Consider the following 23,709-nt stretch of genomic DNA (forward strand, 5'->3'; position numbering starts at 1 on the left):
CGATCTCGAGGAACACCGACGCCGAGCGTATCGACGTCGAACGCTCGACGGCGATGTAAGAGCGCGATTAGCAGTCGTCGTCCGCCTCTTCGGGAACGATTCTAATGCGGCCGGTTTCGGTCTCTTCGCCGAGCGTGATCGTCCACTCGTAGCGTCCTACGCCGAGATTCTTACGAGAAAAGACATGCTTGGACTCGCGAGGCTCGAACTCGAGCGGAATTTCCTCGGTTTCGTTGTTGACATCGAAGGTTAACTCCGCCTCGACGGCGTCGTAGTGGTAGTTGAGCGCGGTCATGTCGAATCCGAGCGGGAGCGTCTCGTCGGCGTCGTCGACGTAGAGAACTTCCTCCTCGCCGGAGTCCCAGCCGGGAACATTAAGGTAGAACCCCTCGTCGCTGCCCTCGTAGTCGTCGTCCGACTCGACGACGAGCGTTCCGGTCTCGGTCTCGTCGCCGACGGTGACGGTCCAGTCGTGTTCGCCCGGGCCGAGACTTCTGGGATCGAACGATTGTCGCGTGCTCGCGCTATCGTGGCCCTCGAGTTCGAACGTCTCGAGTTCCTCGTCGAAGTGCGCGACCTCGAGCGCGACCGGAACCGAGGTGGAGTCCAGACCGTGATTCGTCACCGAGATCCGGAAGGATGTATGGCCCAGGTCTACGTGTGTCGAATCGTCCGCGTCGACGGTGAGTTCGAGGTCCACGTCATTCGTATCGTCCGCACCGACCGTGCCGCTCGAGGCGATTACGCTACCGGTCAGGAGTGCTGCACTACTCGCCAGCACGGATCGTCGTTTTCGGCTTGGCATGCGTTATTCAACGACAGTAACTAGTCATGTTGCTATACGGTCCTTAAGTGAAATTTCCGTCACGTCGAACGGTGCGACAGCGTCCCCGTTCGAGTCCGCCGGCAAAATACGGCAGCACGATCGAATGTCTCCGTTCGGAAGACGTACGGTTCCCGGCGACCGATTTCGGCGCTTCTCACTTAGCGCCGTTTTATGAGCGCGATCCGGAAGGCGAACGGTGTCCGCTCCGGTACGCTCGTGATTAAGAGAGTGGATATTATGATTAATGGGATTAGATTACCAGTATATTAAACAGAATTTCTGCTCCGGTAGAGCGGACGTTTCGGTAAACGGCCGTTTCGCTCGCCGGGACTCGTGCTCCAGGTGCTACCGTAGCGCCGGGTGGATTTCACGCTCCGAGAGGGGCGACCGCCGTTCGTCACTCCACGAGCGCGTCCGGATCCGAGTCGAACGAAAAGCGCTCGACGGCGGACGCATTACCGTCACCCGTCCAGAACTCGTCAGACTCGCACAGATCGCAGTTGTCCAGTTCGAGCGCGTCTATCGTCTCGCCAGCGCCGAGATCGATCCCGCCATTTAGTTCACACCGGGCGAACACGATCTCGTTCGGACTCTGTCGTAACCGGACCACGCTGTCACTTCCCGACTCGATGTAACTCTCCGTGACCGTCGCACTGTCGCCGTCGTACGCCTCGAGGAACGCCCTCGAATTCGTCTCCCCGTCGTTGACGTAGCTAATTGACTCGAGGACGAGACGAGTCCGACGCGAGCACACAGCAGCACCGCGAATGCGTGCACCGGAGTCCTCCCGGATCGAGACGTTCAGGAACTTCGCAACAGCGTCGTCGTCGCCGCCGGAACCGACGCCGGCCCGGATCGCCCACTGGTCCGTCTCGTTTTCGATCGTCGTCCCGATCGCGGTGAACTGGCCCGAATCGCCCCACGTTCGGACGAGATCGTTGCGGCCGGTACGCGAGATAGCCTCGCCACCCAGGAACAGCGGTCCGTCGCCGTCGCTCGCGAGCAGCGTCCCGAACCCGCTGACCGCGTCGTCGTCCGCCGGCACGGGGAACTGCTCCGCGTCCGGATCCATGTCCCAGATTGACGTCGGCTCGATCGCGATATCCCCCTTTCCGAGCCGAATGTTCGCTCGGCCGCAGTTCTCGGCTTGCGGCGAGACGAGGAGATTCGCCCCGTCGGGACTGTTCCGAATGTAGAACCCGTTGTCCCAGATCTCGCGGACGACGCAGTCGGTCCAGAGCTGCGTGCCGACGTGGGGCGGATCTGATGCGATGCCGATCGCGTGGCTGTTATCGTTGTCTCCGCTCCAGCGATCGCCGTCCGGAATCCGGATTCGCTCGTTGTATCCGAGTCCCTCGTTCGACGTGATACAGGACAGGTAGCAGTACTTGTCGCCGCGCTGCTCGTAGTGATCGCGCCGCCCCCGGAGAACGAGATTCGAGTTGTGGAGGTAGTCGTCGACGAAAAAGCGCCCGATACCGGCGTCGTAGCCGTTGAGGTCGATCTCGAGGTCTTCGAGAACACACGACGAGATGCCCTCGCCCCAGTCACCGACGGAGAACGCGGCGTCGAGATCGTCGTGATCGATCCGAAGTCGACCGCCGCCCGCGATGACGAGCGCGGCGTCGCCGGGAGCAACGTCGATTGGCGACTGAAGCCGATAAACGTCGCCGTCCAGATGGATCTCCGCGTCGAGATTCTCGAGGATCCACTCGCCGATGTCGCCGCCGCTGCCGTCTCCTGGATAGCCGTGCTCGCTGGCGACGACTCTGCTATCCGGCGTCGGCTCGGATCCGTCCTCGGAGAGATCGGCGATCGCGCTCTCGAGCGTCTCGATCTGGCTGGCGATCTCGTCGGTGCAATCGACCTCCGACCCGATTTCCTCGAGGTACCCCTCGAGTTCGTCGAGTCGATCGCTTCCCGATCGGTCAAGTGATCTCATATGTGTACAGACAGCGGTTCACCAAATCACGCTACCAGTCGCTCTGCTCTCCTTTCGCGCGGTGATAGCGGTGCGTGTTCGTACCCTGGACGGTCGCGAATAATAAACTGGGAGCTTTCGTCCGACTGGAAAGCGCTGTGTGGTAGCTATTCGGAACGACGGTGCCGGAGGTTCGATCTAACTCGGCAATCGTCCCCTTCGCTCGAGGAAGAGGAGGACAACGATCGTGGCACCGAGGAAGAGCGCGGCACTGCTAAACACCGAGTCGTAGGAGTAGCCGCGCTCGATGAACAGGCCGACGGCGGACGAACCGACCGCTTGCGTGAGCATCCACGTAGAACTGAACACGGCGTAGGCGCTGCCGCGTGCCGAATCCGGAAGCGTTCCGAGGAGGTACGTATCGATAGCCGGGAACAGGGCGTGGATGACGAAGCCGATGATCGTGGTGATTACGATCAGTGCAACCAGACCTTCCGCGATGGTCAAGAGAAGAATGCTCACGGAGAAGGCACCGACGATTCCGAGCAGATACGGGATTTGCGGAAATCTGTCCGCCAGATCGCCGCCGAAGTAAAACGCGGGAACGCCAGCAGTGAAGACGATCGTGAGCATCGCTCCCGCCGCCCAGTCGGAGAGCCCTTTCGACTGCATGTACAGTTCGTAGAAGTTGAACAGGCCCTGCCAGACGAACGATGCTGCGCCGACGATTGCTAATCCCGTTACGATGAGACGCCACTCCGAAAGCGCGCCGGCCACGAAGCTTCGATCGTCCTGTCCCGCCGTCGGCATATCGGTCTTCCTCGCAACGAACCACGTATAGGCCGTTGTCACTGCTGCACCAACCGCGATCGCCCACAGCGAGAGTCGCCAGTCGACGAAGAGTGCGAGGACGACGAACGGGGCGGCAATCACCGCGGCAACCTGGCTGGCGGCCCCGTGGATCCCCAGGATCCGTCCGACGCGCTCGGGATACAGTTCGCTCAGAAGCGGATTCGCCGAGACGAAGTACACTCCCGAGGCGATGCCCATGAGGAAGGCACCGACCATCAGGTGTCGAACCGTCGTCGCCGTCGCAGCGATTCCGGAGGAGATGGAGAGAATCACTCCCGACGAGACCACGACGTGGTGTCTCGGAACTTTCGTGAGAATCCATCCGGTAGGCAATCTCGGAGCCGCACTCCCGACCCAGGCGAGTGTCACGATGAGTCCGGCGGTCGCCTCGCCGATTCCGAATTCGGCGATAAATACGCTCAAAAGCGGTGCGAAGACGATCCTGGCGAGGTTGACGAGAAAGACGAATCCGCAGAGGGAAGCGAAGAGTCGGGCACGGGTCACGGTCAGTATTCCCAGTAAAACGTCTCAAACGTTCCGGAATCGGAACGGGTTCACACCGGTTGGGCGCTCACTCCGAGACGGGGCCCAGCGAGGATGACCAGACGACCGTGACTACCGAATCGACGTTCGCAGTAGATCGGAACCGAAACGACCGGATCGTAGACCGCCTTTCGCGAGCGATTTGGCCGTGTATTCGTGTATAACATCCGCTGGTGGACGCTCTGGAGACGATTCTGATTTCGGTCCGCCCGTCGTGCGTGACACGCCGGATTTCCACTGAAACGCCGTTTTCCTCCGATCCAGTTAGCGCGATAACGACGTGATCCGTTCCCAGACGAAGAAAGCGTATTCGGGGACGCTGATCGGGCATCGAGTGGCAAAGAAAGAGACAACGTCATCAGGGGTACACCCGTGGCTCTATTCGTTATCGGTTCCGCTGAACGCGGCGGCACGTTTTTACGAGTCAGTGGAGATAATTGCGGTGTGGGACGCTACCAGCCAGGAATACACGACACGTTCATCAAATGTGACGCATCTCGGTGCGGAGCGAACAACGCCCCAGAGGGATCTGCAGAATACGATACCGACTGTTGGCGGTGCGGAGAGTCGTTGAGTGGAAAGCCTAAGCCGGGTGATGAGGTGACTGTCGACATCGTTGACGAGAAACCCGACGGAACGCTCGTCTGTAAGATGGATAACGGATTCGTTCTTTTTCTCGAGGAAGAGGTTTCGGCGATCCAGGCCACAGTTCGAGTCACCTCCGTTGACGAGACGTACGGACAAGCAGAAGTCGTCGAAACGGAATTATAGCCGCGTGGTTCTCGACGGCCGCGGTCTGTCGTTCATTCTCCACGGCCTGGTGTCTATCTGGAACGTCGCTTACCCTTTACTGTCGATCCGGTAGTTCGCCGGAGAAGTGGCGTGATCGCCGGATCGATACGTTGCCGAACGGGCGTGCACTCGACGTCGCAACTGGAACCGGTCGCAATGCCCTTTTCCTCGCCGATCACGGTTACGAGGTCGATGCGGTCGACGTCGCAGACGAGGCCCTTGCAATCGCCCGTCAACGCGCCGAAGCGTGCGATGTCGACGTGAACTGGATCCGCGCCGATCTGGACGAGTTCGATACGGAACCCGGTGCGTACGGCGTGATCACGGTGAGTTTCTTCGTCGCCCTCGAGTATCTCCCCGAACTGAAGGATGCGCTCGCACCTGGCGGATCCTGGTTTACGAACACCATCTCCGCTCCGCCGATCCGATCGAAGTTGGCCCCTCGAACGATCGGTACAGGTATCGCTCGAACGATCTGCTCCGGACGTGTCTAGATCTAACGATTCTGCAGTACGAAGAACGGAGACGGACGGTCACCGACGGAACCGCTGCGGTCGTTACGCTGGTGGCGCGAAATTCTACCGGAGAGACACAATCGTATCCAGATCTCACCGGGACGGAAGTTCGATCGCCCTGACGCTCGCCGAATCGGGACCAGAGATGCCGATACGCTTCGCAGGTGGCTTCCCGACGGAGAGACCGGCCTCGAGCACCGGGACCGACACTCGTCGCCGGCGAGTACTGCCTCACGATGCGGGTGGACCGCTTCCATAACTCGTGGGCAGCCGATCGAGCGTCAGAGAATGGATCGAACAGTTCGTACAGTACCGTAGCACACAGCGACCGCACCGTCACTCAACGGAAAACACAAGCGAAGGTCCTAAACTAGACGCCCCTATCAGCGAGTTAAACCCGGAAACGGCGGTTAGTTGTTCGTTTGGAGTGTCACGGTGTATATCACGTCGTGGTCGATTTCAATGTCTTCAGTCAGCGTCGGGTAGCCGTCCGCCTCCACGATAAGCGTGTACTCGCCGTTCTCGACGTCGAAGTCGGCTCTCCCTTGGCCATCGACGGCTTGCGTTTCGCTCCAACCGCCGAAACCGCCTTCATCGACTTCGACGGTGGCATGATCGATCGGGTCTTCGTCGCCGTTCTGAACGATTACTCGCAGTATACTCGTCTCCTCGTCGCCGTCATCCTCCCCGTCTTCGCCATCGCCGTCAGTGTCATCCTGCTCATCGGATTCGTTACCCTCATCTTCGCCGGCGTCGCCCTCATCTTCATCGTCTTCCTCGTCAGCCCCCTCGTCTTCGTCATCGTCGTCGACGTCCTCCTGCTCGTCCTCGCTCTCGTCGGATCCATCCGTTTCATCCGTGTTATCGTCGTTCGGTTCGTCAGCCTCATCCTGCGCACCGGAGTCGTCCTGCTCGTCGGATTCATCCGGTTCATCGTCGTCAGCGTGAACGTCCGTGACCTCGAAATCGTACTCGACGGTTCCCTCGCAGTTATCGAGTTCGAGCGAGTAGACCGTGTCGTCATCGCCCGGTCCGGGCCCCTCGACTCCGGTATCCGTGGTTGCGGAGAGTTCCGTTCCGTCCTCCCCGTAAATCCGGGCTTCCATGTCGATGGTCATCTCCGCATCGCTCGTGTTCTCGACCATCACGTGAACGTGACAGTGGTCGCTCGGCGGTTCGCTCGCCCAGGTGAAGGTGTGTCTCACGACCGCGAGATGATGTTCAGCGTCATCCGACAGCAGAATCGTTCCCGCGACCGACTCGTCTTCGTGCATCTTCTGCTCGTCGCTGTCGGTCTCGTCTTCGCCCCCAGTGTCGGAACCGTCGGTGTCCTCGGCGTCTGAATCGTCAGTGTTCTTAACGTCTGAATCGTCATCGTCCTCGAACTCCCGATCGGTTTCGTTCTCGCCCTCGCCATCCGAGTCGTCCTCGAGTGCGCCACACCCCGCAAGGACCGCTGAAAGTGATACCCCCGCAGCCGTACTGAATTCGCGACGATTTAGATCCATGTGTCTCTCGTTCGTGGCCGCTCTCCGCCGATTCGATGCCGATACATGAGCGCTGGATAGACCGTTCTTCGTTCCACTATGTTTAGCGTATCGAATCGGTGTAGAACCTCTCAAAACGGCGTTATGACGAATTTTCACCGATGTTGATAGATAAAATATCAGTCGTTTCTCGAGGCGGCACGAGTCCAGGGACGACACCGCTGTCGCCGCTCGTTCCGGCTCAAATCCCCTGGTACCGTATCTGTTCGTCGGAGAGTATTACTGGAAGTTAGCAATCACTTTCTTCCGAACGGGTGTTACTATTTTACACTCGTTAGACCCATTCGATTGTGTGAGGATCTTGCCACTGGTCGTGCTGCGGGATTCGAACGAGAGACGCTCGCCTCGCTGCTCGGAGATGGCGCGCGCTCGCACCGTCCGGTTCGGCGAGTGGATCAAGCGGGGACGAAAATTCGATTGCAGGCTGCCGGGCGTTTTCGGTGCACTCCACGGCGGACCGGTAAACTCGGTCGCGCGGGATTCTCCGTTCGCTCCGCGCGCCGTACTGTCGAATGTGATCGGTGCAAATACTGGGCCAAAGGATTCTCTTAAGTCGTAATATGGTATTACACAACACGCGGGTATCACACCTGCACCAACAACCGATCGACGAGGAATCGAAATCTGGCCCGTTGTACCAAGCCAGCGTTCGCGGTTCCCCACCCGAGGCGGTGATCCCGATCCCGACAACGGCACCCGACTGTCGTGGTCGCCGCCCACCTCTGTAACTGCGGAGACGGTTCGGTTGCAACCGTTCGGCTTCTCATCCGTCCGTAACGGCCGTCTCCGATGAATTACGGCCGGAGAACGGGTCGTAACACGCCCTCGATCACGCGGCTGGCAGTGAGAGCGAATCAGAACCCTTTCGGCCGAGTACGGTCGAGAGCGGGTCGTGTGTGCCGAGCGCTCGGAACGTCCCGACAGCCGTCGTAGCTGGGTAGTGGCGGTTGTCGGCGCCGTTGCGATGGTATTCACCTTCGGTACGCCGCTGTCGTACGGTATTTTCCGAGGTCCGTTCAGCGACGCGTTCAGCATCTCGCCGGTCGCCCTCTCCGGCGTGTTCGCCGGAATGCTCTTCACGTTCTTTATCGGGTCCGGACTCGTCGGCGTCTTCGGCGCGCGGTTCCGGTCTCGAGCAGTACTCGTCGTCTGTTCGCTCGCAGCGGCTGTTCTGGCACCTTCGCTGTACGTTACGCGGTCGGTCGTCGGGCTGGCCGTCGTGTTCGCCGTCCTCGGGCTCGCACTGGGAACGGCCTTCGTTCTCATCGCGTCGGTCGTCCCGCGCTGGTTCGAGGCCCGGCGCGGCGCTGCAACGGGCCTCATCTTCGTCGGCAACGGGCTCGGCCTGTTCGTGCTTCCGCCCGTCTGGCAACTTGCCCTCGCGGAGCTAGGCGTGCGCCGCGGCTTCCTCGTCATCGTGTCGGTGACCGCGCTCGCGTTTTTCCTCGCAGGCCTCGTCTGTCGACGACCGCGATGGGCCGAGCAGTCGACCGCGACCGCCGGTGAACTGCTCGAGTGGCTCACCCGCCTGGGCGGGACGCGAACCTTTCAGCTGCTGTTCGTGGGGATGGCGCTCTCCTTCGCGTGGTACCAGTTGCTCGCCGCCTACGCCGTCGATCTGTTCGCCCACCGCGGACTGACGGAGGCCGGTGCTTCGGCCGCGTTCGGTCTGATCGGTGGCGTCAGCATCATCTCGCGGATCGGTGGCGGCTATCTCGCCGACGTCGTGGGCTCGCGACGAGCGTTTCTCGCGTCGCTCGTCTGCGCGGCTATCGGCGTTTCCCTGCTGTTCGCCTCTACCGTTCCGGCGATGCCGATCGCGATTTTCTTGATCGGACTCGGACTGGGCGGCTCGGCGACGCTGTACATCCCGCTGCTCATGACCGTCTACTCGCCCGAGAACGACACCGCCATCGTCGGCGTGTTCAACATCGCCATCGGCATCACCGCGTTGGCGATGCCGCCGCTAGGAACGGTGAGCGTCGCTTACACGGGAGGGTTTACGATCGCCATCCTCCTGACGTTCGCTGCCGTCGTCGTCGGAATGTGGACCGTTGCTGCCGGAACCGCGGAGCCGGACGCGGCTCCTCGAGTGTGACTACCCTCGACGATTATTTCGTCTCGACGATCCGGACGAACGCGGTGATGACCGTTAGCTCGTGGCATCCTCTTCGAGCGAACGGAGGGACCGATCTCTCGAGAGGCGCGGGTTACCCGTCGCCCGTATCTCCGGGGGGTCGTTTCGGAGCTGACGGATCGCCGCGCGTCTAAAGCCGCGGGGGTCGTCCCCGTCGACCGGACGGTTTACTATCACAACACTTACTCACTAACCTCGAGAACGAGCGGGCGTGGATCTGCTAACAGACCCCACGAAACGGCGCTGGCTCGCGTGGGGGGCGCTGGCTCTCGTCTTCCTGCTCGTCAACGTCCACCGACTGTCGACGGCCGTGCTATCGGAGCAGTTGACCGGCGATTTCGGTATCACGGCCGCCCAGTTGGGGACGCTCCACGCCTCGTTTTTCGTCATCTACGCCATCGTCCAGATTCCGACCGGGGCGTTAGCGGATCGATACGGGCCGCGATACGTTGGCGCGGCCGGCGCGTTCACCCTCAGTCTCGGTGCGATCGCGTTCACGGCGAGTGGTGGCTACGTCGCGGCCTTTCTCTCGCGAGCGCTTATCGGTCTCGGGAGCGGCGTCATCTTCATCTCCGTTCTGCGATTCTGTGCGAACTGGTATCGAATCGACGAGTTTGCGACGATGACGGGGTTGACCGGCGGCGTCGCCGGCCTCGGGGCCATCTTCGCGACGACGCCGCTGGCGATCGCTATCGGCTGGTTCGGGTGGCGCCAGACGGTGTTCGGGCTCGCCCTGCTCGGCTTCGTCGCAGGTGGCGCGGTCCTCGCGCTTACCCGGAGTTCGCCCGCAGACGCCGGCCTCGAGCCGATCGATAACGTGCCCGAACAGCCGTCGGTGACGCTCGCCGAGACGACCGACTACTTGCGAGACCTGCTCGCCGACGCCGACCAGTGGCTGCTGTCGCTCATCTTCTTCTCCTCGATGGGGACCATCCTGACGATCATCGGTCTCTGGGGTGTGCCGTATCTCGTCATCGTCTACGAACTCGACGTTACGACGGCGTCGTACTACACGCTGCTCGGGTCGGTTGGGATGCTTATCGGCGCCCCGATGGTCGGCTGGGTATCGGACAGAATCGGGCGGCGATTCCTCCCGATGGCCGTCGGTCTCGGCGCGTTCATGCTCTCGCTCGCTACGGTACCTATCTTCGGCAACCCTCCCCTGGTCGTCATCGCCGCCACGTACTTCTTCATCGGTTTCTCCCTCGGGTTCGTGATGCTCTCGCTGTCGATCGTCAAGGAAAAGTATCCGCCCGAAGCGAGCGGCGTCGCCACCGCCACCGTCAACGGGGCGGGCTTTTTCGGGGCGACCGTCCTCCCGCCGCTGATGGGCATCGCACTCGACCGATATCGGACCGGCGACGTCGTCGCGGGGACCGTCGTCTACACCGAGTTCGGGTACCGCGTCGCCTTCGCTATTACGACCGCCGCCGTCGCGGTGGCGTTTCTCAGTTCGCTCTGGCTGTACCTCCGAGAGCAGCGCTGTTGTACAGGTGTCAGCTGATACCTGGCAGTCTGATGTCTTGCCCGGGTGCCGCCCTGTCCGGGCGGTATCGTCGCTATATCCTTATATGTCTCGTCGCCGGAACAGGAACCGGCTGACGATCGAGAGAACGAGGAACGCGGCGAGGAGGATACCGGTGTCGGCTAGCCGGTACGTTCCGTCGATCAGAATCGGCGTCGGATCGTAGTAGTGAGTCGGACTGACGTACTGAATCCACTCGAAATCGCCCGCCCCTGCGACCAGCGACTCGACGAGGAAGAGAACGAACACGAGTGCGACGGCGATGCGCTGTGCGACGTCCGCTCGATCGACGAGCACCGAAAGGACCAGACCGATCCCCGTGCAGACGAGGAGATACGGGATCGACAGCAGGTGCACCAGCGCGAGATGCGCCGGATCGATCGACTCGCCGATCGCGAGCACCAGGACGTAGACGACGGCACCGACGACGACGTTGAGTGCGGCGAGCGGGACCAGCAACGAGGTGAATTTCTCCGTAAGCAGGTTCGATCGAGAGAGTGGAAACGAGAGCAGCAGGTCCATTCGGTCGTGTTCGATGTCGCTCGCGATCGCTCCCCCAGCGGCGTACGCGAAGTACAGTCCCAACCCGAGCAGCCACACGAAACTGTAGAACTGAGCGCCGAGGAATCCCTCGATAGTCGTCATCGCCTCGATCCCGAACGCCTCCATCATGGCGGGCGGCATCGACTCGAGCATCTCGTCCAGATCGACGCCCTCGAGTTGCGTGAAGTACCAGACTACGAACGCCGCGTACGCTCCGATACCGGCGGTCAGGACCGCCGTTCCCCGAATCCGACGGCTCGCCTCGTAGCGGGCGGTCTCAAACATCAGATTTTACCTCCTGACCGGGTTGCTCCGCACCGTTCGTTCCGTAGTAGTGCATGAACACGTCTTCGAGCGGGGGTTCGCTGATCTCGACCTCGAGAACGTCGTAGGTCGCGAGTTTGCGGAGCAGCGTGTTGTAGCCTCCTGTGTAGGTGAACCGGACTTCGTCGCCGATCGTCGCAACGTCGAAGACGCCGTCGAGGCTGGTGAGTTCCGAACGTACCTCGCTGGGAGTTCGAAGCTGGACGCGCTTGCCGCCCTGATCGAGGAGCGTCTCGACGTCCTCGAGTCCGACGAGCCGTCCGGCCCGGAGGATCCCGACGCGGTCGCAGACGCGGCGCACCTCGCTCAGCACGTGCGAGGAGAAGAAGATCGTCGTTCCCCGCTCGCGCTCGCTCCTGACGAACTCGTTGAACTCCTCCTGTTTGAGCGGGTCCAGTCCCGACGTCGGTTCGTCCATGATGACGAGATCGGGATCGTGCATGAACGCCTGGACGATCCCGAGCATCCGCTCGTTCCCGGTCGAGTACTCCCGAATCGGCCGGTCGACGGGCGGCGTGAACACCTCGAGGAGCTCCTCGCGCCTGTGATCGCCTTTGACGGACGCGTGATAGTCGAGGACTCGCTCGCCGGTCACGTCTTCGTCGAACCCGAGGTGCGCCGGCAGGTAGCCGATCCGCCGCTTCGCTTCGATGAGCGCATCCTCGTCGCGGACGTCCGCCCCGAGCACCGTCGCCGTTCCGGACGTCGGCGCGAGTAACCCGAGGAGAGCGCGAATCGTCGTCGTCTTCCCGGCTCCGTTCGGACCGAGGAAGCCGAACACTTCGCCCTCCTCGACGGCGAACGATAGGGAGTCGACGCCGAGGACGCTCCCGTAGTCTTTCGTCAGCTCGGTCACTTCAATAACGGCCATACCTATCCTTGACTCCATGAATAGATATCTTTTGTGGTCATGGGGTTGTGAATGGTGACCAACTTATTTATAGAGTTTCGGAAGCAAGGAGACCCATGCACGGCTTTAGCGACGAAGAACGGGACCAGATCCGGGAGAAACTCGTCGAGGTCGGTCGCGAGAAACTCCTGGCGTTCGGGCCGAAGAAGACGAACGTCGCGGACATCACGGAACCGGTCGGGATCGCCAAGAGCACGTTCTACCTCTTTTTCGACTCGAAGGGCGATCTGTACCTCGAGATCATGCGCCGCGAGACCGACGAGTTTACCAACAGCCTGGAGAGCGAACTCGACGGAATCGAGGATCCACACGAAGGAATCGAGCGACTCTGTCGTTGCTATCGCACGTTCGCCGAACGGAATCCGCTCATTCAGCAACTGATGGCGGACGACCGTTACGCCATGACTTTTCGCGACAACGTCCCGGCGGAGCGGTTAGAAGAGATCCAGCAGGAAGGGATGGCCGAGATTGTACCGTATATCGAGGCGCTGCAGGACCAGAGCGACGGGTTGCTCGCGGAACACGATCCCGCGACGATCCTCGGATTACTCAGTGCGATCGGGCTCCTGGTGTTCTACAGAGACGAGTACGAGGAGTACGCCGATAACTACTACGAACAGGTCCAGGAACTGCTCATCGCGACGCTCGCCAGAGGGTTGACAGCCGAACGGCAGAACTGATGCAGTCGACCCGTCCGTCGGCGCAACCTCGTTCTCCGACGGGACGACAGTCGGTTACTGGCGTTCCGCGTCGACCGCTCCCGATCCGATCGACGAACGAATACCGGCACCACTCGACACCGCTGAAGCTGTGGTCGTCGCACACGACGGTGACACGGGCGCGACGAGACCGGGTCACGAACGTCCGCACGGACTATCTATATCCGGTCGTTCACCTCATTCAACTAAAAGGTTAAATAAGAGCGCGGCGTCTATTCAACCGGATGGTTGAACGAGAGGCGAACGATCCGGACCTCGACGCGATCTTCGGAGCGCTGGCCAACCCGACCCGACGGGCGCTCATCGAGCAGTTGGCCGGCAATTCAGAGAGCGTCGGCGATCTGGCAGAGCCCCACGACATGTCCCTGGCGGCGGTGTCGAAGCACCTGCAAGTGCTGGAAGACGCGGGCCTCATCGAGGTCGAGAAGGACGGCCGTGTACGCCGTTGCCGCTTGGACGCCGCACCGCTGAGCGACGCCTTCGGCTGGCTGACTCGGTACCGGATCTTCTGGGAGGATCGGCTCGACGCGCTCGAAGACCATCTAGAGGAAGATGACCAATGACAGATCACGAGGCGGCCGACGAGACCGAATTCGAACCGAGCGAGTATAACCTGATCATCGAACGAACGTTCGACGCGCCGCGCGAGCGCGTCTGGGAAGCGTGGACGAATCCCGAGCAGGTCGAGCAGTGGTGGGGACCGGAGGGTTTCACGGTACCCCGCTGTGAGATGGACGTGCGGCCGGGCGGATCCTTTCACATCGACATGGAAGCCCCCGACGGGACCATCTACCCCGACGAAGGGGAATTTCACGAGGTCGACGAACCCGAACGACTCGTCGCCACGAGCCGCGCATTCGAGGACGAGGATGGCGACTTCCAGCTCGAGGTGCGCCAGACCGTGACGTTCGCCGACCGCGACGGCAGAACGGAACTCACGCTGGAAGCGGAGGTCATCACGGGGACCCCCGAGGTGGCCGATGCACTCGAGGGAATGGAACTGGGCTGGAGTCAGAGCCTCGACAAGCTCGACGCGTACGTCGCTCAGTCAGCAGGTGATGCGGAGTGACGGACGACGCCGGAACTGGTGATCGGCGGCAGCTCGAAACGGACGAGGCGAGCCTAACCATCCGCCGGACCTTCGACGCGCCGCGCGAGCGCGTCTTCCGAGCTTTCACCGACCCCGAAGAACTCGAGCAGTGGTTCGCACCGGGAGAGGTGACGACACAGGTCCATATCCTCGAACCCGAGCCCGACGGTGCCCTCTCACTCAGCTTCGTGGACGAGGAGCACCCGACCGATATCGAGGGAACGTTCCTGAAGGTGCTCGAGCACGAGCGGATCGTCCATACCTGGCAGTACCCGGGTGAAGAAGAGAGCCGCGTGACCTACGAGTTCCGGGACGTCGACGACGGAACGGAAGTCGTGCTCACCCACGAAGACATCGGTCCGTACCAGGATCGTTCGGCGCGCGAGAACGCCGACGGCTACGCCGAGGGGTGGACCAGCGCGCTCGAGAAGCTAGAAGGGGTTGCGAGCCGCGAATGAAGGAAACGTACGCCGGAAGCTGTCACTGCGGCGCGGTTCGCTTCGAGTCGGAGCTCAATCTGCTCGAGGGGACCACCAGGTGTAACTGCTCGATCTGCGCAAAGACGCGGTACTGGGCCGCCGTCGCTACCCCCGATGCGTTCCGACTGCTGCAGGGCGCGGACGCGTTGACGGACTATCAGCTCGGAGGCGATACGATTCACCACCGCTTCTGCAGTCGCTGCAGTGTCAAGCCGTTCGGTCGAGGGACCGCGGCCGAACTCGGTGGCGACTTCTACGCCGTCAACGTCGCCTGCCTGGACGACGCTACGGACGAAGAGCTGGCAGAAGCGCCGGTCACCTACGTCGACGGAAGACACGACCGGGAGTCGTCGCCCGCCGAGACTCGACACCTCTGAAGCGTGTGATCCTCACCGATGCGCGGACCGTCCACCTGGAGAACGAAAGCCACGGTATCGACATCAAAGTAGCGTCTCGAGCGCATCGAGGTCGTCGTCGAGCCCATCGACGAAACCGGACTTCGAGACGAGCGCGAATCGCTCGTCCCTCGTCTCCGGCCCCACCGAGCGTTTTCGACTTTCGTTCGAAGCGCATCGACGAACCCGCGTCCGGCCGAATCGGCCTACATCGGATCACGCATGGACTCCGTAATGATCGTCCCCTCGGCCCGGTGAAGGATTCCGCTCGCCGTCGCCTTGTTCACGTCGAATTCGTCCGCGATATCCGTGAGCGAGCACCGACGCGGGGAATCGTAGTACCCTCTCTCGATCGCCGCCGCGACGAACTGGCGCTGCCGATCCGTGAGTAACTCGTGCGGATCGTGCGACTGCGTAATAGATACCAGCTCGTACGCGACGTCCGCCGCCTCGAGTTCGGTCGTGTATCGAGTCAGCTGATCGTGCGTGACCGTCGCCTCGGTGACCACCCACCCGTCTCGGATGCGCATCGGAAACGGCGGCGGATTTCCGGATTCGCGTCCCGCGCGACCGGGTGCAGGCTCCGACCGCTGGCGGAACTGGACCACGAGCCGCTGTTCGCCGGCGTGTATCTCCTCGTAGGATCGCACGTCCGGATCGGTCTCGAAGTATCGACGAGCGACGTCGTGATCCAGCCCGGTTATCTCGACGAGCGTCACGTGGCCGTCTGTAGTCTCACAGGAGGTCAGCAGCGCGAATTCGGCATCCGGATACTCGGTCGAGAGCGTCGCGAGACCGCCGAACGCTTCTACCTTCATTCGAACGGTGGGCATACGCTCTGTACGACGAGCCAGCGGTTCAACATAGACGCAAACATGTTGCCATCGACCGTTCGAACGATCTCACTGCCAGTCGATCGTGAACTCGAGAAGGCGATCAAGCCGGTAGCAAGGCGCGTCGTTCGAGGAGGACAACATGTTTGCGAAAATCGAGAAGTCGGGCGGCGGTCTCCTAGCTGACGAGAGACGATGACTACCGAACACACGGACGAAACGAACTCGACTCGCGTCAGCGTAGGCGACACGGTGAACTGGACCCGGCTCGAGGGGGTCGTCGCAGTTGGGGCACTCCTCACCTCGTTTATCTGGTTCCTCGGAATGCCGACCGGAATGGCGATCGGTATCGGGTTTGGCACGGTACTGTTGCTCGACTTCCTTCGCAGCATGCTCTTCGACGAGGCACGTACCGACCGCGCCGATCTCACCGCCCGAGAGGGACACCAGTGACCTCGAGCGAACGAACGTCCCGCAGCGTACTCGTAATCGGCTGTGGGATCGCCGGACCGGTTCTCGCCGCGTTCTTGCAGCGCGCGGGAATGGACCCGATAGTGTACGAAGCCGCAGCCGAGCCGAGAGACGACGAAGGTGCATTTCTGCAACTGGCGCCGATGGGTGTCAACGTGCTCAAGACGCTCGGGATTACGGACGACGAGATCGAAGCCGCCGGCGGATTCCCCGACTCGGGCATCGTCTTCTACAACAGCGAGGGCGAGACCATCGCTGAATTAGATGGGACGAACGAAACGGAAGCCTACGGTGCGCGGAGTTACGTTATCAAACGCGGCCGTTTGGCCAAACTGCTTCGCGAAGCGGCGATCGAGCGCGGAATCACCGTTCGCTTCGATGCGAAACTCGAGGATATCGAGATCGTCGACGACGACACCGTCGAAGCTGCGTTCGAGGACGGACCCGTGACTCGAGGTGACCTCCTCGTCGGATGTGATGGCGTGCGCTCGAAAACGCGGCGACTCGTCATGCCCGACGCACCTGCACCCGAGTACACCAAAATGGTCGACTGCGGCGGCTTCACCACCCGGCCGTCGTCCGTTCCGTCTTCCAGCGCGATGCACATGACCTACGGGAAGCAAGCCTTCTTCGGCTACCTCGCTAAACCGGACGACGAGGTCTACTGGTTCGACAACCTCCCGTGGCCCGGGGAACCGGCGCGAGGGGAGCACGGTTCGATGTCGAACGACGAGTGGAAACGGCACCTGCTGGACGCACACGAGGACGATTCGTCGTTCATCTCCGAGATTATTCGATCGACCGACGGAACGATCGGCAAGTGGCCGCTGTACGATTTGCCCACGTTAGACACCTGGCACGAGGGACCGGTCTGTCTGATCGGTGATGCCGCACACGCCACGCCGCCGCACAACGGTCACGGTGCGTCGATGGCGCTCGAGGACGCGATCGTATTGGCCAAGTGCCTTCGAGATATCCCCGACCTCGAGCGCGCATTCGAGCAGTTCGAGGAGCTAAGAACGGAGCGTGTCGAAAAGGTATCTACGCAGGCGAGACGTATCGGGAAGCAAAAGACGATGACCAGTCCCGTCAAACGCTGGGTCCGGGACCGGATGCTGCCGGTCTTTCTGAGGTTCGGAACGGACTCGATGGACTGGCTGTTCGGGTATCGCGTCGAGTGGGATCGACAACTCACCTGAGTGGCAGTCCCGAACTGAGCGCGATCCCGGCTACCGATCTCTGACGGAGCCTCCACGCTCGAAACCAGCGTCTACGCGCCGGGATCTTCGAGAAATTCCGTGATGATCGTTCATTCTGCACGGCGGAGAATTCCGATCGCCGTCGCCTCGTTGACCTCGAAGACCTCGGCGAGGTCGGTGACCGAACAGCGGCGTGGACTGTCGTAGTACCCTCGAGCGGCCGCTTCGGTGACGAATCGTCACCGTCGGTCGGTCAGTACGACCGACGGCTCGAGCGATTGTGAAACCGAGACGAGTTCGTCGGTGGTGACGCCGGCGGCGTCGAATCCTGCTCTGAGCGTGGCCAGCCGTCCGGGTGTCGTCAGCGTCTCGCTGTGTATCCAGCCGTCTCGGAGGACGGGCGGCGTTCGCGGAAGAGTTCCGGATTCGCGCGCCGCCCGGTACGGTTCCGGCTCCGGGGCGACCGTACATGACCAAGAACGTCTGATCGTCTGCGTACAGCACTTCGTGGGATCGTACCCGCTCTAGTTCGTCGACGCGTCGAATGACCGACTCAGATTCCGTCGTCTCTTCCCCCACCAGGACGAGAAGCTCCTCCTCGACCGGGTGTAGCCGGCCAGGATTCGGAACTCGGTCTCGGGATTGTCGGTCGATAGCGCGGCGAGTCCGTGGTGATCGGGTTTGATTTCAGGTGTACCCGCCGCACAGTACCTGTAGGCCATCGAGCGACGATACTCGTTCTTTACAGTCACGATCACAGAACACTGTGGAAGACACTCGCCGAACAGAGCCGATGTCAGATTGGCCCTAAGCCAGCCACACTGGCGGCGAGAGCGACGGCAGCAGTATCAGATGAGCGGGCCGACCTCGAGTCACCAACCCGCTGGAAGATCGTGCTGCCGCTTACGAACTGACAGTCACGATATGATCAGGACTTAGTTGAGCGCGTCGAGACCGTCGATCTGTCCCGCCTCAGCGACGAACGCTTTGATAACCTGCTCTTCGGCACGGTGGAGAACGCCGCTCACTGCCGACGGATTAACGTCCAGCCCGGTCGCAAGCTCAGTGAGTGAACAACCGCGCGGGCTATCGTAGTATCCACGCGCAATGGCTTCAGTGAGGACCTCCCATTGACGGTCAGTCAATAGGTCGGTCACCTCGACCGGCTGGGTGATCGAGATGAGTTCGAACGATACGTCAGCCCGTTCGAATTCAGCTTTGAGCTGCGACAATCGTTCCCACGACACTATCGTTTCAATCGTTTGCCAGCCGTTACGCAAAATCATCGGGTATTGCGGTAACATTCCTGCGGTACGTGCCGCGTATCGCGGCGCGTGCTCCGAGGTTTCGATCTGAAACAACACTCCCCGCTGATCAGTGCGTAGTACCTCACACGAGCGCACCTCAGGTGCTTCTTCGAGCGCCTGAACGAGAGCCTCCGAATTGGACGTCTCTGCGTCGACAACCACCTGTAAGCTGCCCGTTGTGCGGTGAGCGGTAAGGATTCGAAACTCGTCGTCCGGATAATTGATCGAAAATCTCACCAACGAATCACGCGGCAGTTTAACTTTCAGCCAGACTCTGGGCATATTCCGTCTTCGTTCCCTGACGGCTTGGTACCGTCGTGGTGAATATTTTCACGCGAATCGCTATGGTGTCAGATCGCCTAGTAAACTTCACAGGCATACTACACAACGTATGCCGGAACGAGACTGGTCTCGGAAGACCGGTTCAAAGCGGCGGTACGCAGCGTACCCGTCTCGACCGAAAGAACGATCCCATGTTAACAAATTCCGATACACAGGTCATCAACCGCTACTGCGACGAGGTCTTGAACGACGGTGATTTCACCGCCGCCACCGAGATACTCGCGCCCGACTTCGTCATCCACGGACTGCAGACGCTCCGAGGCAGGGAGCGCTTTCTCGAAGTTCAATCGACGATACGGAAGGCATTCCCAGACCTGACGGTTGACGTAGAAGATATGTTCGGAGACGAGAATACCGTTGCAGTCCGATCCACGATGCGTGGAACACATCGAGGTGAGTATCTGGGTATCGCAGCGACGGGCAGACAGGTAGCGGTCGAATCGATGATGATATGCCGACTGTCCGGCGGGCGAATAGTCGAAGTATGGGCACAGATGGACTCGCTGTCCTGGTTCCAGCAGCTCGAGGCTGTCCCACCGATGGAATGGCAGGAAGCGGAATCGACCCCGACTGACCAAGACTAAGACGTGTACGAGCAATGACGGAGAAAGACGTTCGACAACGGAAAACGGGCAGCGAACAGATCATCGAAACGGTCGCGTCGTGGCCGAACATCACGGCAGCTGAAGGGCGGTTCAATTCGACGAGCTTCGAACTAGCGGGCAGGGAGATCGGACACCTACACCCGAGACTGGCGGATATCGACTATCCGAAACCGCTGCGGGATGAGCTGATTACTGAAGGCCAAACCGAGGAACATCACGCCGTTCCAATGCACCCAACTGCGACGACCTTCCGCATCGAATCAACCGACGACGTCGACCGCGCCGTCCGGCTGTTCCGACTCTCGTACCTCGTTCGCGTGGCCACCCTGCAGGAGGACGTGGGGGCGGAGTCGGATGTAACCGATATCGATGTCGAGAAAGAACTAGATGGACTCGAGCCGAGCGATGCGATTCGTCGCGCCTTCGAGGCTGCAGTAGACGAGGAGCGCAGTAAGTAACGGGTTGATCCTCGCGGTCCAGAATACGCGGAACCGACCGGACGACACCCACAGCCTGATATTCCGGTTCGCGGAACCGGCAGCGAGTACCGTCGCAATTAGCCGTCCGAAAGCTCGCTCAGGAGGATCGGAGACACTCTGGCACCGAGCCAACCGGCCACGATCGCAAGCGAGAACTGTACAAGCATTGTCGGGTCGAGCGGTCCGAATGCCAGGCCGATAACCGCGACTACCGCGCCGACTTAGGAGACCGTGTACGATTGCGGCGCTCGAGTCGACGCGACGGACGACCCACGCCGCAGCCAGGACAGTAAGCAGTATCGTCAGCGCTGGAACGATTACCGTGCTCACGAGTACGGTGAACGACTCGATGACGAGTCGATCGACTCCCCGGGCGCCTGAAACGAGAGGACGAACGTCTAGACGACGATCGCGACGACGAGGAGTGGGATCGAGATGGCGTGCGGTGCGATCCTACCGACAACGATGTGTTTCAACTTCGGGTTTCGACTGTGTATCATTTCGGACATACTCGAAGTGGTATCGTCCGTTGCCGTTCGTCGGCGTCCCGCGAGCGGTGCGCGCGTTCTGGAATCGTCGAAGCGGTCATTCCGCGACGGGATCCTCAGGGACGATACCGAGCCGGCGTAGCAAGCTGATGGTGTCCGCGTACAGGTACAGCTCGGCGATTTTCCCGCCTTCGATACGAAAAACGCCGACGTTCTCGAGTGTGATCTCGTTTCCTGTCGGTTCGGCGTCCAGTAGCTCTCCGTGATGCGTTCCGATCAACGTGTGCTGGTAGACGACGATGTCTCCTTCGGCGATGCACCCGTTCTCGGTGACGCTGAGGTCGGGAAACGCGGCGAAGAAGTCCGCATTACCGGCCTTAAATTCCTCGCGACTTCGAAACGATTCTCCGTTTCCCGTCGCGTATTCGTGGTAGTCAGCTCTCAGGAAGTCGTCGGCGACTTCGACGTCCTTCTCGACGAAGACCGCATCTATGAAGTCGCGCACTACCGCCTTGTTTTCCGCTTCCGTTTGCTCTTGATCTTCCACCGTATGATCTCCACTTCTCTATCGGCTACACAAGCGTATCAGGGTTGAGTCAGACACGTTCGCCCGTGTGCTGATGACGGTTCGGCGTCGAGAGACGTCTATGCCGAGAGTGCGAACGAAAGTCGAGCCGCACGGGAGTTTGGCCGAGTTCTCGGCGAACCACCCCGATGCCGAACCCCGATTGCGGGCCGGATGGGACGACGGAGAGCGGTTCCTGTCGATTGCGGAAGCGGACGCGCCGAACGACGAGGTGGTTCGTTCGTACTTCGACGACGCGCCTGAAGTGGACTCGTACGAGGTCGCACGCGCGGACGACGAGATCACCGTCATTCAGGCGGCGATCGAAAATCCGGACTCTCACCGGGCCGCCCGCGCAGCAGAGACGCTCCCGCGATTCCCGCTGGTCGTCCGCGACGGCTAGATCTACAACGATTTGACAGTGACACACGAACAGCTGTCGCAATTCACGTCCGAACTCGAGGCGGCCGGCGTCAGTTACGAAATCGCGTCGATCACGCAGTCGATCGACGTTTCGACGCTCCTTACGGAGCGACAACACGAGTTCGTCGTGGAGGCGATCGAGTGGGGCTACTACGACTTACCGCGTCGCTGTTCGGTCACCGACCTCGCCGAGGCGTTCGGCGTCAACAAGCGACCGCCAGCGGCATCTCACGTCGCGCCGAAGGACAACTTATTAAGGGGTTCGTTCCGGGCCGTCCCAACGGACGATCGTGGCCCACTCGAGCGGACGAAGAAACGGCGACTGAGGTCCCTACTAGTCTATGCCGGAGCCGGTAGACAGATCACGCACGAGGGGGTCGTCATGGAAGAACGAGACCACAACCACGCCGATGAGCCGAGAACCGAGGAGAGCCACGAGGCGGAGGGAGGTGAACATGCCCACGGAACCCACGATCGTCACGCGCTACCCGGCGGACTCTCGGTCGCTACCGGTGGCCTCCGTCTCGCCCCGTCGGAGATTCGCCTCGAACCCAACGTCGAGCAGCCGTTCACGTACCAAATTCGCGAGTACGACGGGACCGTCGTCACGGAGTTCGAGGAGACCCACGACGAGCTGAGCCATCTCATTTTCGTCCGGCGCGACCTCACTCGCTTCCAGCACCGGCATCCCGAACTGGGCGCGGACGGCACCTGGAGCCAGCAACTCGCGCTTCCGGACCCGGGAGTGTACCGAGCGTTCGTGGACGTCCGCGTCGACGGACGACCGACGACGCTCGGCGTTGATCTCTTCGCACCCGGCCCGGTCGAACTCGATCCTCGCCCCGATTCCACGCGCGAAGCGACGGCGGATGGGTACGATATAACGCTCGTGCCCGAGGACATCCGGGCCGGGGAAGACGTCGCCCTCGAGTTCGAGTTTCGACGAGGGGGCGAGCGGGTTGCTCAGTTACATCCGTACCTCGGTGCACTCGGACACCTCGTCGCCCTCCGAGAGGGGGATCTCGCGTATTTACACGTCCACCCCGAAGAGACGGATCCCGAAGGCGGGACGGTCCGGTTCGAAGCTCGATTCCCCACCGCAGGTCGATATCGCCTCTTTCTGCAGGCGAAGCCCGAAGGGGACCTGCTCACGACGTCCTTCGACGTGCGAATCGACGATCGGTAATCCGTCGCCGTCCGGGAGCGTTGCAGTCCGCGTCCGGCTCGTCGAACCGATCCGACGAAGACTACGAGTCGTTCGATCCGATCGGCTTGTAGTACTCGGTCAGCCACGTTGCGAGTCCATCGGGCCCGGGGAAGAGCGTCCGGTGGTTGACATTCGCCTTGTCGAGTTTGTCGCGGAACTCCTGTTTTCGCTCGGCAGCACCCACATGTGGATCGCCTGAGAGATGAACGCGAGCGTCGCCGCCGCGTACAGAATAGTCGTTTCGTTCTCGAGCGAAGCTGACTCGCGAACTCGAGACGCGGTACAGCAAGGCGGTGGCGATACCACTGAGCACGAGGCCGAGCACGCCGAGCACCGCCACCGCGGGCACGACGGTGTTCCAGACGCCGGAGAACGCCGTCACGTCGATCACTGTGAGGACGTCCTGGCCGAGCATCAGCGCGCGGACGGCGTCGACGCCGTACGTGACCGGGTTGTACGTCGCCACTACCTGCATCCACTCCGGTAAGACGACGATCGGCAGGAAGGCGCTCGAGAGGAACAACAGAGGGTACTGCAACAGATTCGCCCGGATAACGGTCGAACGATCGGAGACCATCTTCGGCGGGCGGAAGCGAAGACCATCCGGTCCGCGGTCGTTTAACAGCGAGGTTCGTCTCGTTCGAACGCTCCAGCAGTGTGCTCGCGTGTGGC

Annotated in this window: 23 protein-coding genes and 4 pseudogenes; 16 read left to right on the forward strand and 11 right to left on the reverse strand. The window is 61.2% G+C overall.

Translation table 11 applies throughout. The features are described 5' to 3' along the window. Window positions 1-67 precede the first annotated feature (67 nt). The 3 genes from NED97_RS21135 to NED97_RS21145 form a co-directional block, all read right to left on the reverse strand. The gene (locus NED97_RS21135; protein ID WP_252490770.1) at window positions 68-805 is read right to left on the reverse strand and encodes a hypothetical protein; all 738 of its coding nucleotides are present in this window, start codon (window positions 803-805) and stop codon (window positions 68-70) included. Window positions 806-1,223: 418 nt separating this feature from the next. Continuing rightward, on the reverse strand, window positions 1,224-2,768 hold the full coding sequence (locus tag NED97_RS21140; RefSeq protein WP_252490771.1) for a hypothetical protein: 1,545 nt from the start codon (window positions 2,766-2,768) through the stop codon (window positions 1,224-1,226). A 177-nt stretch (window positions 2,769-2,945) separates the two neighbouring features. Beyond that, window positions 2,946-4,103, reverse strand: coding sequence for an MFS transporter (locus tag NED97_RS21145; protein WP_252490772.1), 1,158 nt, complete (start codon window positions 4,101-4,103; stop codon window positions 2,946-2,948). A 483-nt stretch (window positions 4,104-4,586) separates the two neighbouring features. Between NED97_RS21145 and NED97_RS21150 the strand changes: the two genes are divergently transcribed. From NED97_RS21150 to NED97_RS21160, 3 genes and pseudogenes are all read left to right on the forward strand, one after another. Then, window positions 4,587-4,913 (forward strand): TRAM domain-containing protein, encoded by a 327-nt coding sequence (locus tag NED97_RS21150; RefSeq protein WP_252490773.1) that lies wholly within the window; start codon window positions 4,587-4,589, stop codon window positions 4,911-4,913. 113 nt (window positions 4,914-5,026) lie between these two features. Beyond that, window positions 5,027-5,571: pseudogene (locus NED97_RS21155) on the forward strand (class I SAM-dependent methyltransferase); the annotation flags it as partial. Between the two features lie 102 nt (window positions 5,572-5,673). Then, window positions 5,674-5,786: pseudogene (locus NED97_RS21160) on the forward strand (IS6 family transposase); the annotation flags it as partial. A gap of 73 nt (window positions 5,787-5,859) precedes the next feature. On the opposite strand, the gene NED97_RS21165 reads toward NED97_RS21160, so the two are convergent. After that, window positions 5,860-6,957: a carboxypeptidase-like regulatory domain-containing protein gene (locus NED97_RS21165; RefSeq protein WP_252490774.1), complete on the reverse strand. Its 1,098-nt coding sequence runs from the start codon at window positions 6,955-6,957 to the stop codon at window positions 5,860-5,862. A 1,003-nt stretch (window positions 6,958-7,960) separates the two neighbouring features. Between NED97_RS21165 and NED97_RS21170 the strand changes: the two genes are divergently transcribed. Then, window positions 7,961-9,094 (forward strand): MFS transporter, encoded by a 1,134-nt coding sequence (locus NED97_RS21170; protein WP_382207857.1) that lies wholly within the window; start codon window positions 7,961-7,963, stop codon window positions 9,092-9,094. Between the two features lie 250 nt (window positions 9,095-9,344). Then, window positions 9,345-10,637 (forward strand): MFS transporter, encoded by a 1,293-nt coding sequence (locus NED97_RS21175; RefSeq protein WP_252490776.1) that lies wholly within the window; start codon window positions 9,345-9,347, stop codon window positions 10,635-10,637. 63 nt (window positions 10,638-10,700) lie between these two features. On the opposite strand, the gene NED97_RS21180 is transcribed toward NED97_RS21175, so the two are convergent. Together NED97_RS21180 and NED97_RS21185 are read right to left on the reverse strand one after the other, a co-directional pair. Next, complete coding sequence (locus NED97_RS21180; protein ID WP_252490777.1) at window positions 10,701-11,486, reverse strand: ABC transporter permease subunit; 786 nt, start codon at window positions 11,484-11,486, stop codon at window positions 10,701-10,703. After that, window positions 11,479-12,396: an ABC transporter ATP-binding protein gene (locus tag NED97_RS21185; protein WP_252490778.1), complete on the reverse strand. Its 918-nt coding sequence runs from the start codon at window positions 12,394-12,396 to the stop codon at window positions 11,479-11,481. Before NED97_RS21185 ends, NED97_RS21180 begins: the two co-directional genes overlap by 8 nt. 95 nt (window positions 12,397-12,491) lie before the next feature. Between NED97_RS21185 and NED97_RS21190 the strand changes: the two genes are divergently transcribed. The 5 genes from NED97_RS21190 (at window position 12,492) to NED97_RS21210 (ending at window position 15,100) form a co-directional block, all read left to right on the forward strand. After that, window positions 12,492-13,115, forward strand: a complete 624-nt coding sequence (locus NED97_RS21190; protein WP_252490779.1) for a TetR/AcrR family transcriptional regulator — start codon at window positions 12,492-12,494, stop codon at window positions 13,113-13,115. Window positions 13,116-13,378: 263 nt separating this feature from the next. After that, on the forward strand, window positions 13,379-13,717 hold the full coding sequence (locus NED97_RS21195) for an ArsR/SmtB family transcription factor (protein ID WP_252490780.1): 339 nt from the start codon (window positions 13,379-13,381) through the stop codon (window positions 13,715-13,717). Next, complete coding sequence (locus tag NED97_RS21200; RefSeq protein ID WP_252490781.1) at window positions 13,714-14,223, forward strand: SRPBCC family protein; 510 nt, start codon at window positions 13,714-13,716, stop codon at window positions 14,221-14,223. Before NED97_RS21195 ends, NED97_RS21200 begins: the two co-directional genes overlap by 4 nt. Then, window positions 14,220-14,702 carry an SRPBCC family protein gene (locus NED97_RS21205; protein WP_252490782.1) on the forward strand — a complete coding sequence of 161 codons (483 nt, stop codon included), beginning with the start codon at window positions 14,220-14,222 and terminating at the stop codon, window positions 14,700-14,702. The genes NED97_RS21200 and NED97_RS21205 overlap by 4 nt, the downstream gene beginning before the upstream one ends. After that, entirely contained in the window at window positions 14,699-15,100 is a 402-nt protein-coding gene (locus NED97_RS21210; RefSeq protein WP_252490783.1) for a GFA family protein, read from the forward strand. Before NED97_RS21205 ends, NED97_RS21210 begins: the two co-directional genes overlap by 4 nt. A 224-nt stretch (window positions 15,101-15,324) precedes the next feature. Here the strand turns inward: NED97_RS21210 and NED97_RS21215 are convergent, their stop codons facing one another. Then, window positions 15,325-15,951, reverse strand: coding sequence for a helix-turn-helix domain-containing protein (locus tag NED97_RS21215; protein ID WP_252490784.1), 627 nt, complete (start codon window positions 15,949-15,951; stop codon window positions 15,325-15,327). Window positions 15,952-16,146: 195 nt separating this feature from the next. On the opposite strand from NED97_RS21215, the gene NED97_RS21220 reads away from it, so the two are divergent. Together NED97_RS21220 and NED97_RS21225 are read left to right on the forward strand one after the other, a co-directional pair. Further along, window positions 16,147-16,404 carry a hypothetical protein gene (locus NED97_RS21220; protein WP_252490785.1) on the forward strand — a complete coding sequence of 86 codons (258 nt, stop codon included), beginning with the start codon at window positions 16,147-16,149 and terminating at the stop codon, window positions 16,402-16,404. Beyond that, on the forward strand, window positions 16,401-17,621 hold the full coding sequence (locus NED97_RS21225; protein WP_252490786.1) for an FAD-dependent oxidoreductase: 1,221 nt from the start codon (window positions 16,401-16,403) through the stop codon (window positions 17,619-17,621). Before NED97_RS21220 ends, NED97_RS21225 begins: the two co-directional genes overlap by 4 nt. 110 nt (window positions 17,622-17,731) lie before the next feature. Here NED97_RS21225 and NED97_RS23380 read toward each other — a convergent pair. After that, window positions 17,732-17,845, reverse strand: a pseudogene (locus NED97_RS23380) (helix-turn-helix domain-containing protein); the annotation flags it as partial. Between the two features lie 711 nt (window positions 17,846-18,556). Further along, window positions 18,557-19,210: a helix-turn-helix domain-containing protein gene (locus NED97_RS21230; protein ID WP_252490787.1), complete on the reverse strand. Its 654-nt coding sequence runs from the start codon at window positions 19,208-19,210 to the stop codon at window positions 18,557-18,559. Window positions 19,211-19,272: 62 nt separating this feature from the next. On the opposite strand from NED97_RS21230, the gene NED97_RS21235 reads away from it, so the two are divergent. Together NED97_RS21235 and NED97_RS21240 are read left to right on the forward strand one after the other, a co-directional pair. Then, window positions 19,273-19,854, forward strand: coding sequence for an ester cyclase (locus NED97_RS21235; RefSeq protein WP_252490788.1), 582 nt, complete (start codon window positions 19,273-19,275; stop codon window positions 19,852-19,854). Between the two features lie 14 nt (window positions 19,855-19,868). Next, complete coding sequence (locus NED97_RS21240; protein ID WP_252490789.1) at window positions 19,869-20,333, forward strand: luciferase domain-containing protein; 465 nt, start codon at window positions 19,869-19,871, stop codon at window positions 20,331-20,333. 606 nt (window positions 20,334-20,939) lie between these two features. On the opposite strand, the gene NED97_RS21245 is transcribed toward NED97_RS21240, so the two are convergent. Continuing rightward, on the reverse strand, window positions 20,940-21,389 hold the full coding sequence (locus NED97_RS21245; RefSeq protein ID WP_252490790.1) for an ester cyclase: 450 nt from the start codon (window positions 21,387-21,389) through the stop codon (window positions 20,940-20,942). 100 nt (window positions 21,390-21,489) lie between these two features. Between NED97_RS21245 and NED97_RS21250 the strand changes: the two genes are divergently transcribed. Both NED97_RS21250 and NED97_RS21255 read left to right on the forward strand, forming a co-directional pair. Continuing rightward, window positions 21,490-21,810: a hypothetical protein gene (locus tag NED97_RS21250; protein WP_252490791.1), complete on the forward strand. Its 321-nt coding sequence runs from the start codon at window positions 21,490-21,492 to the stop codon at window positions 21,808-21,810. A gap of 18 nt (window positions 21,811-21,828) precedes the next feature. After that, window positions 21,829-23,016, forward strand: coding sequence for a helix-turn-helix domain-containing protein (locus NED97_RS21255; protein ID WP_252490792.1), 1,188 nt, complete (start codon window positions 21,829-21,831; stop codon window positions 23,014-23,016). Window positions 23,017-23,296: 280 nt separating this feature from the next. Here NED97_RS21255 and NED97_RS21260 read toward each other — a convergent pair. Further along, window positions 23,297-23,599: pseudogene (locus tag NED97_RS21260) on the reverse strand (ABC transporter permease); the annotation flags it as partial. Window positions 23,600-23,709 lie beyond the last annotated feature (110 nt).

This window comes from Natronococcus sp. CG52, from assembly GCF_023913515.1.
Lineage (GTDB): Archaea > Halobacteriota > Halobacteria > Halobacteriales > Natrialbaceae > Natronococcus > Natronococcus zhouii.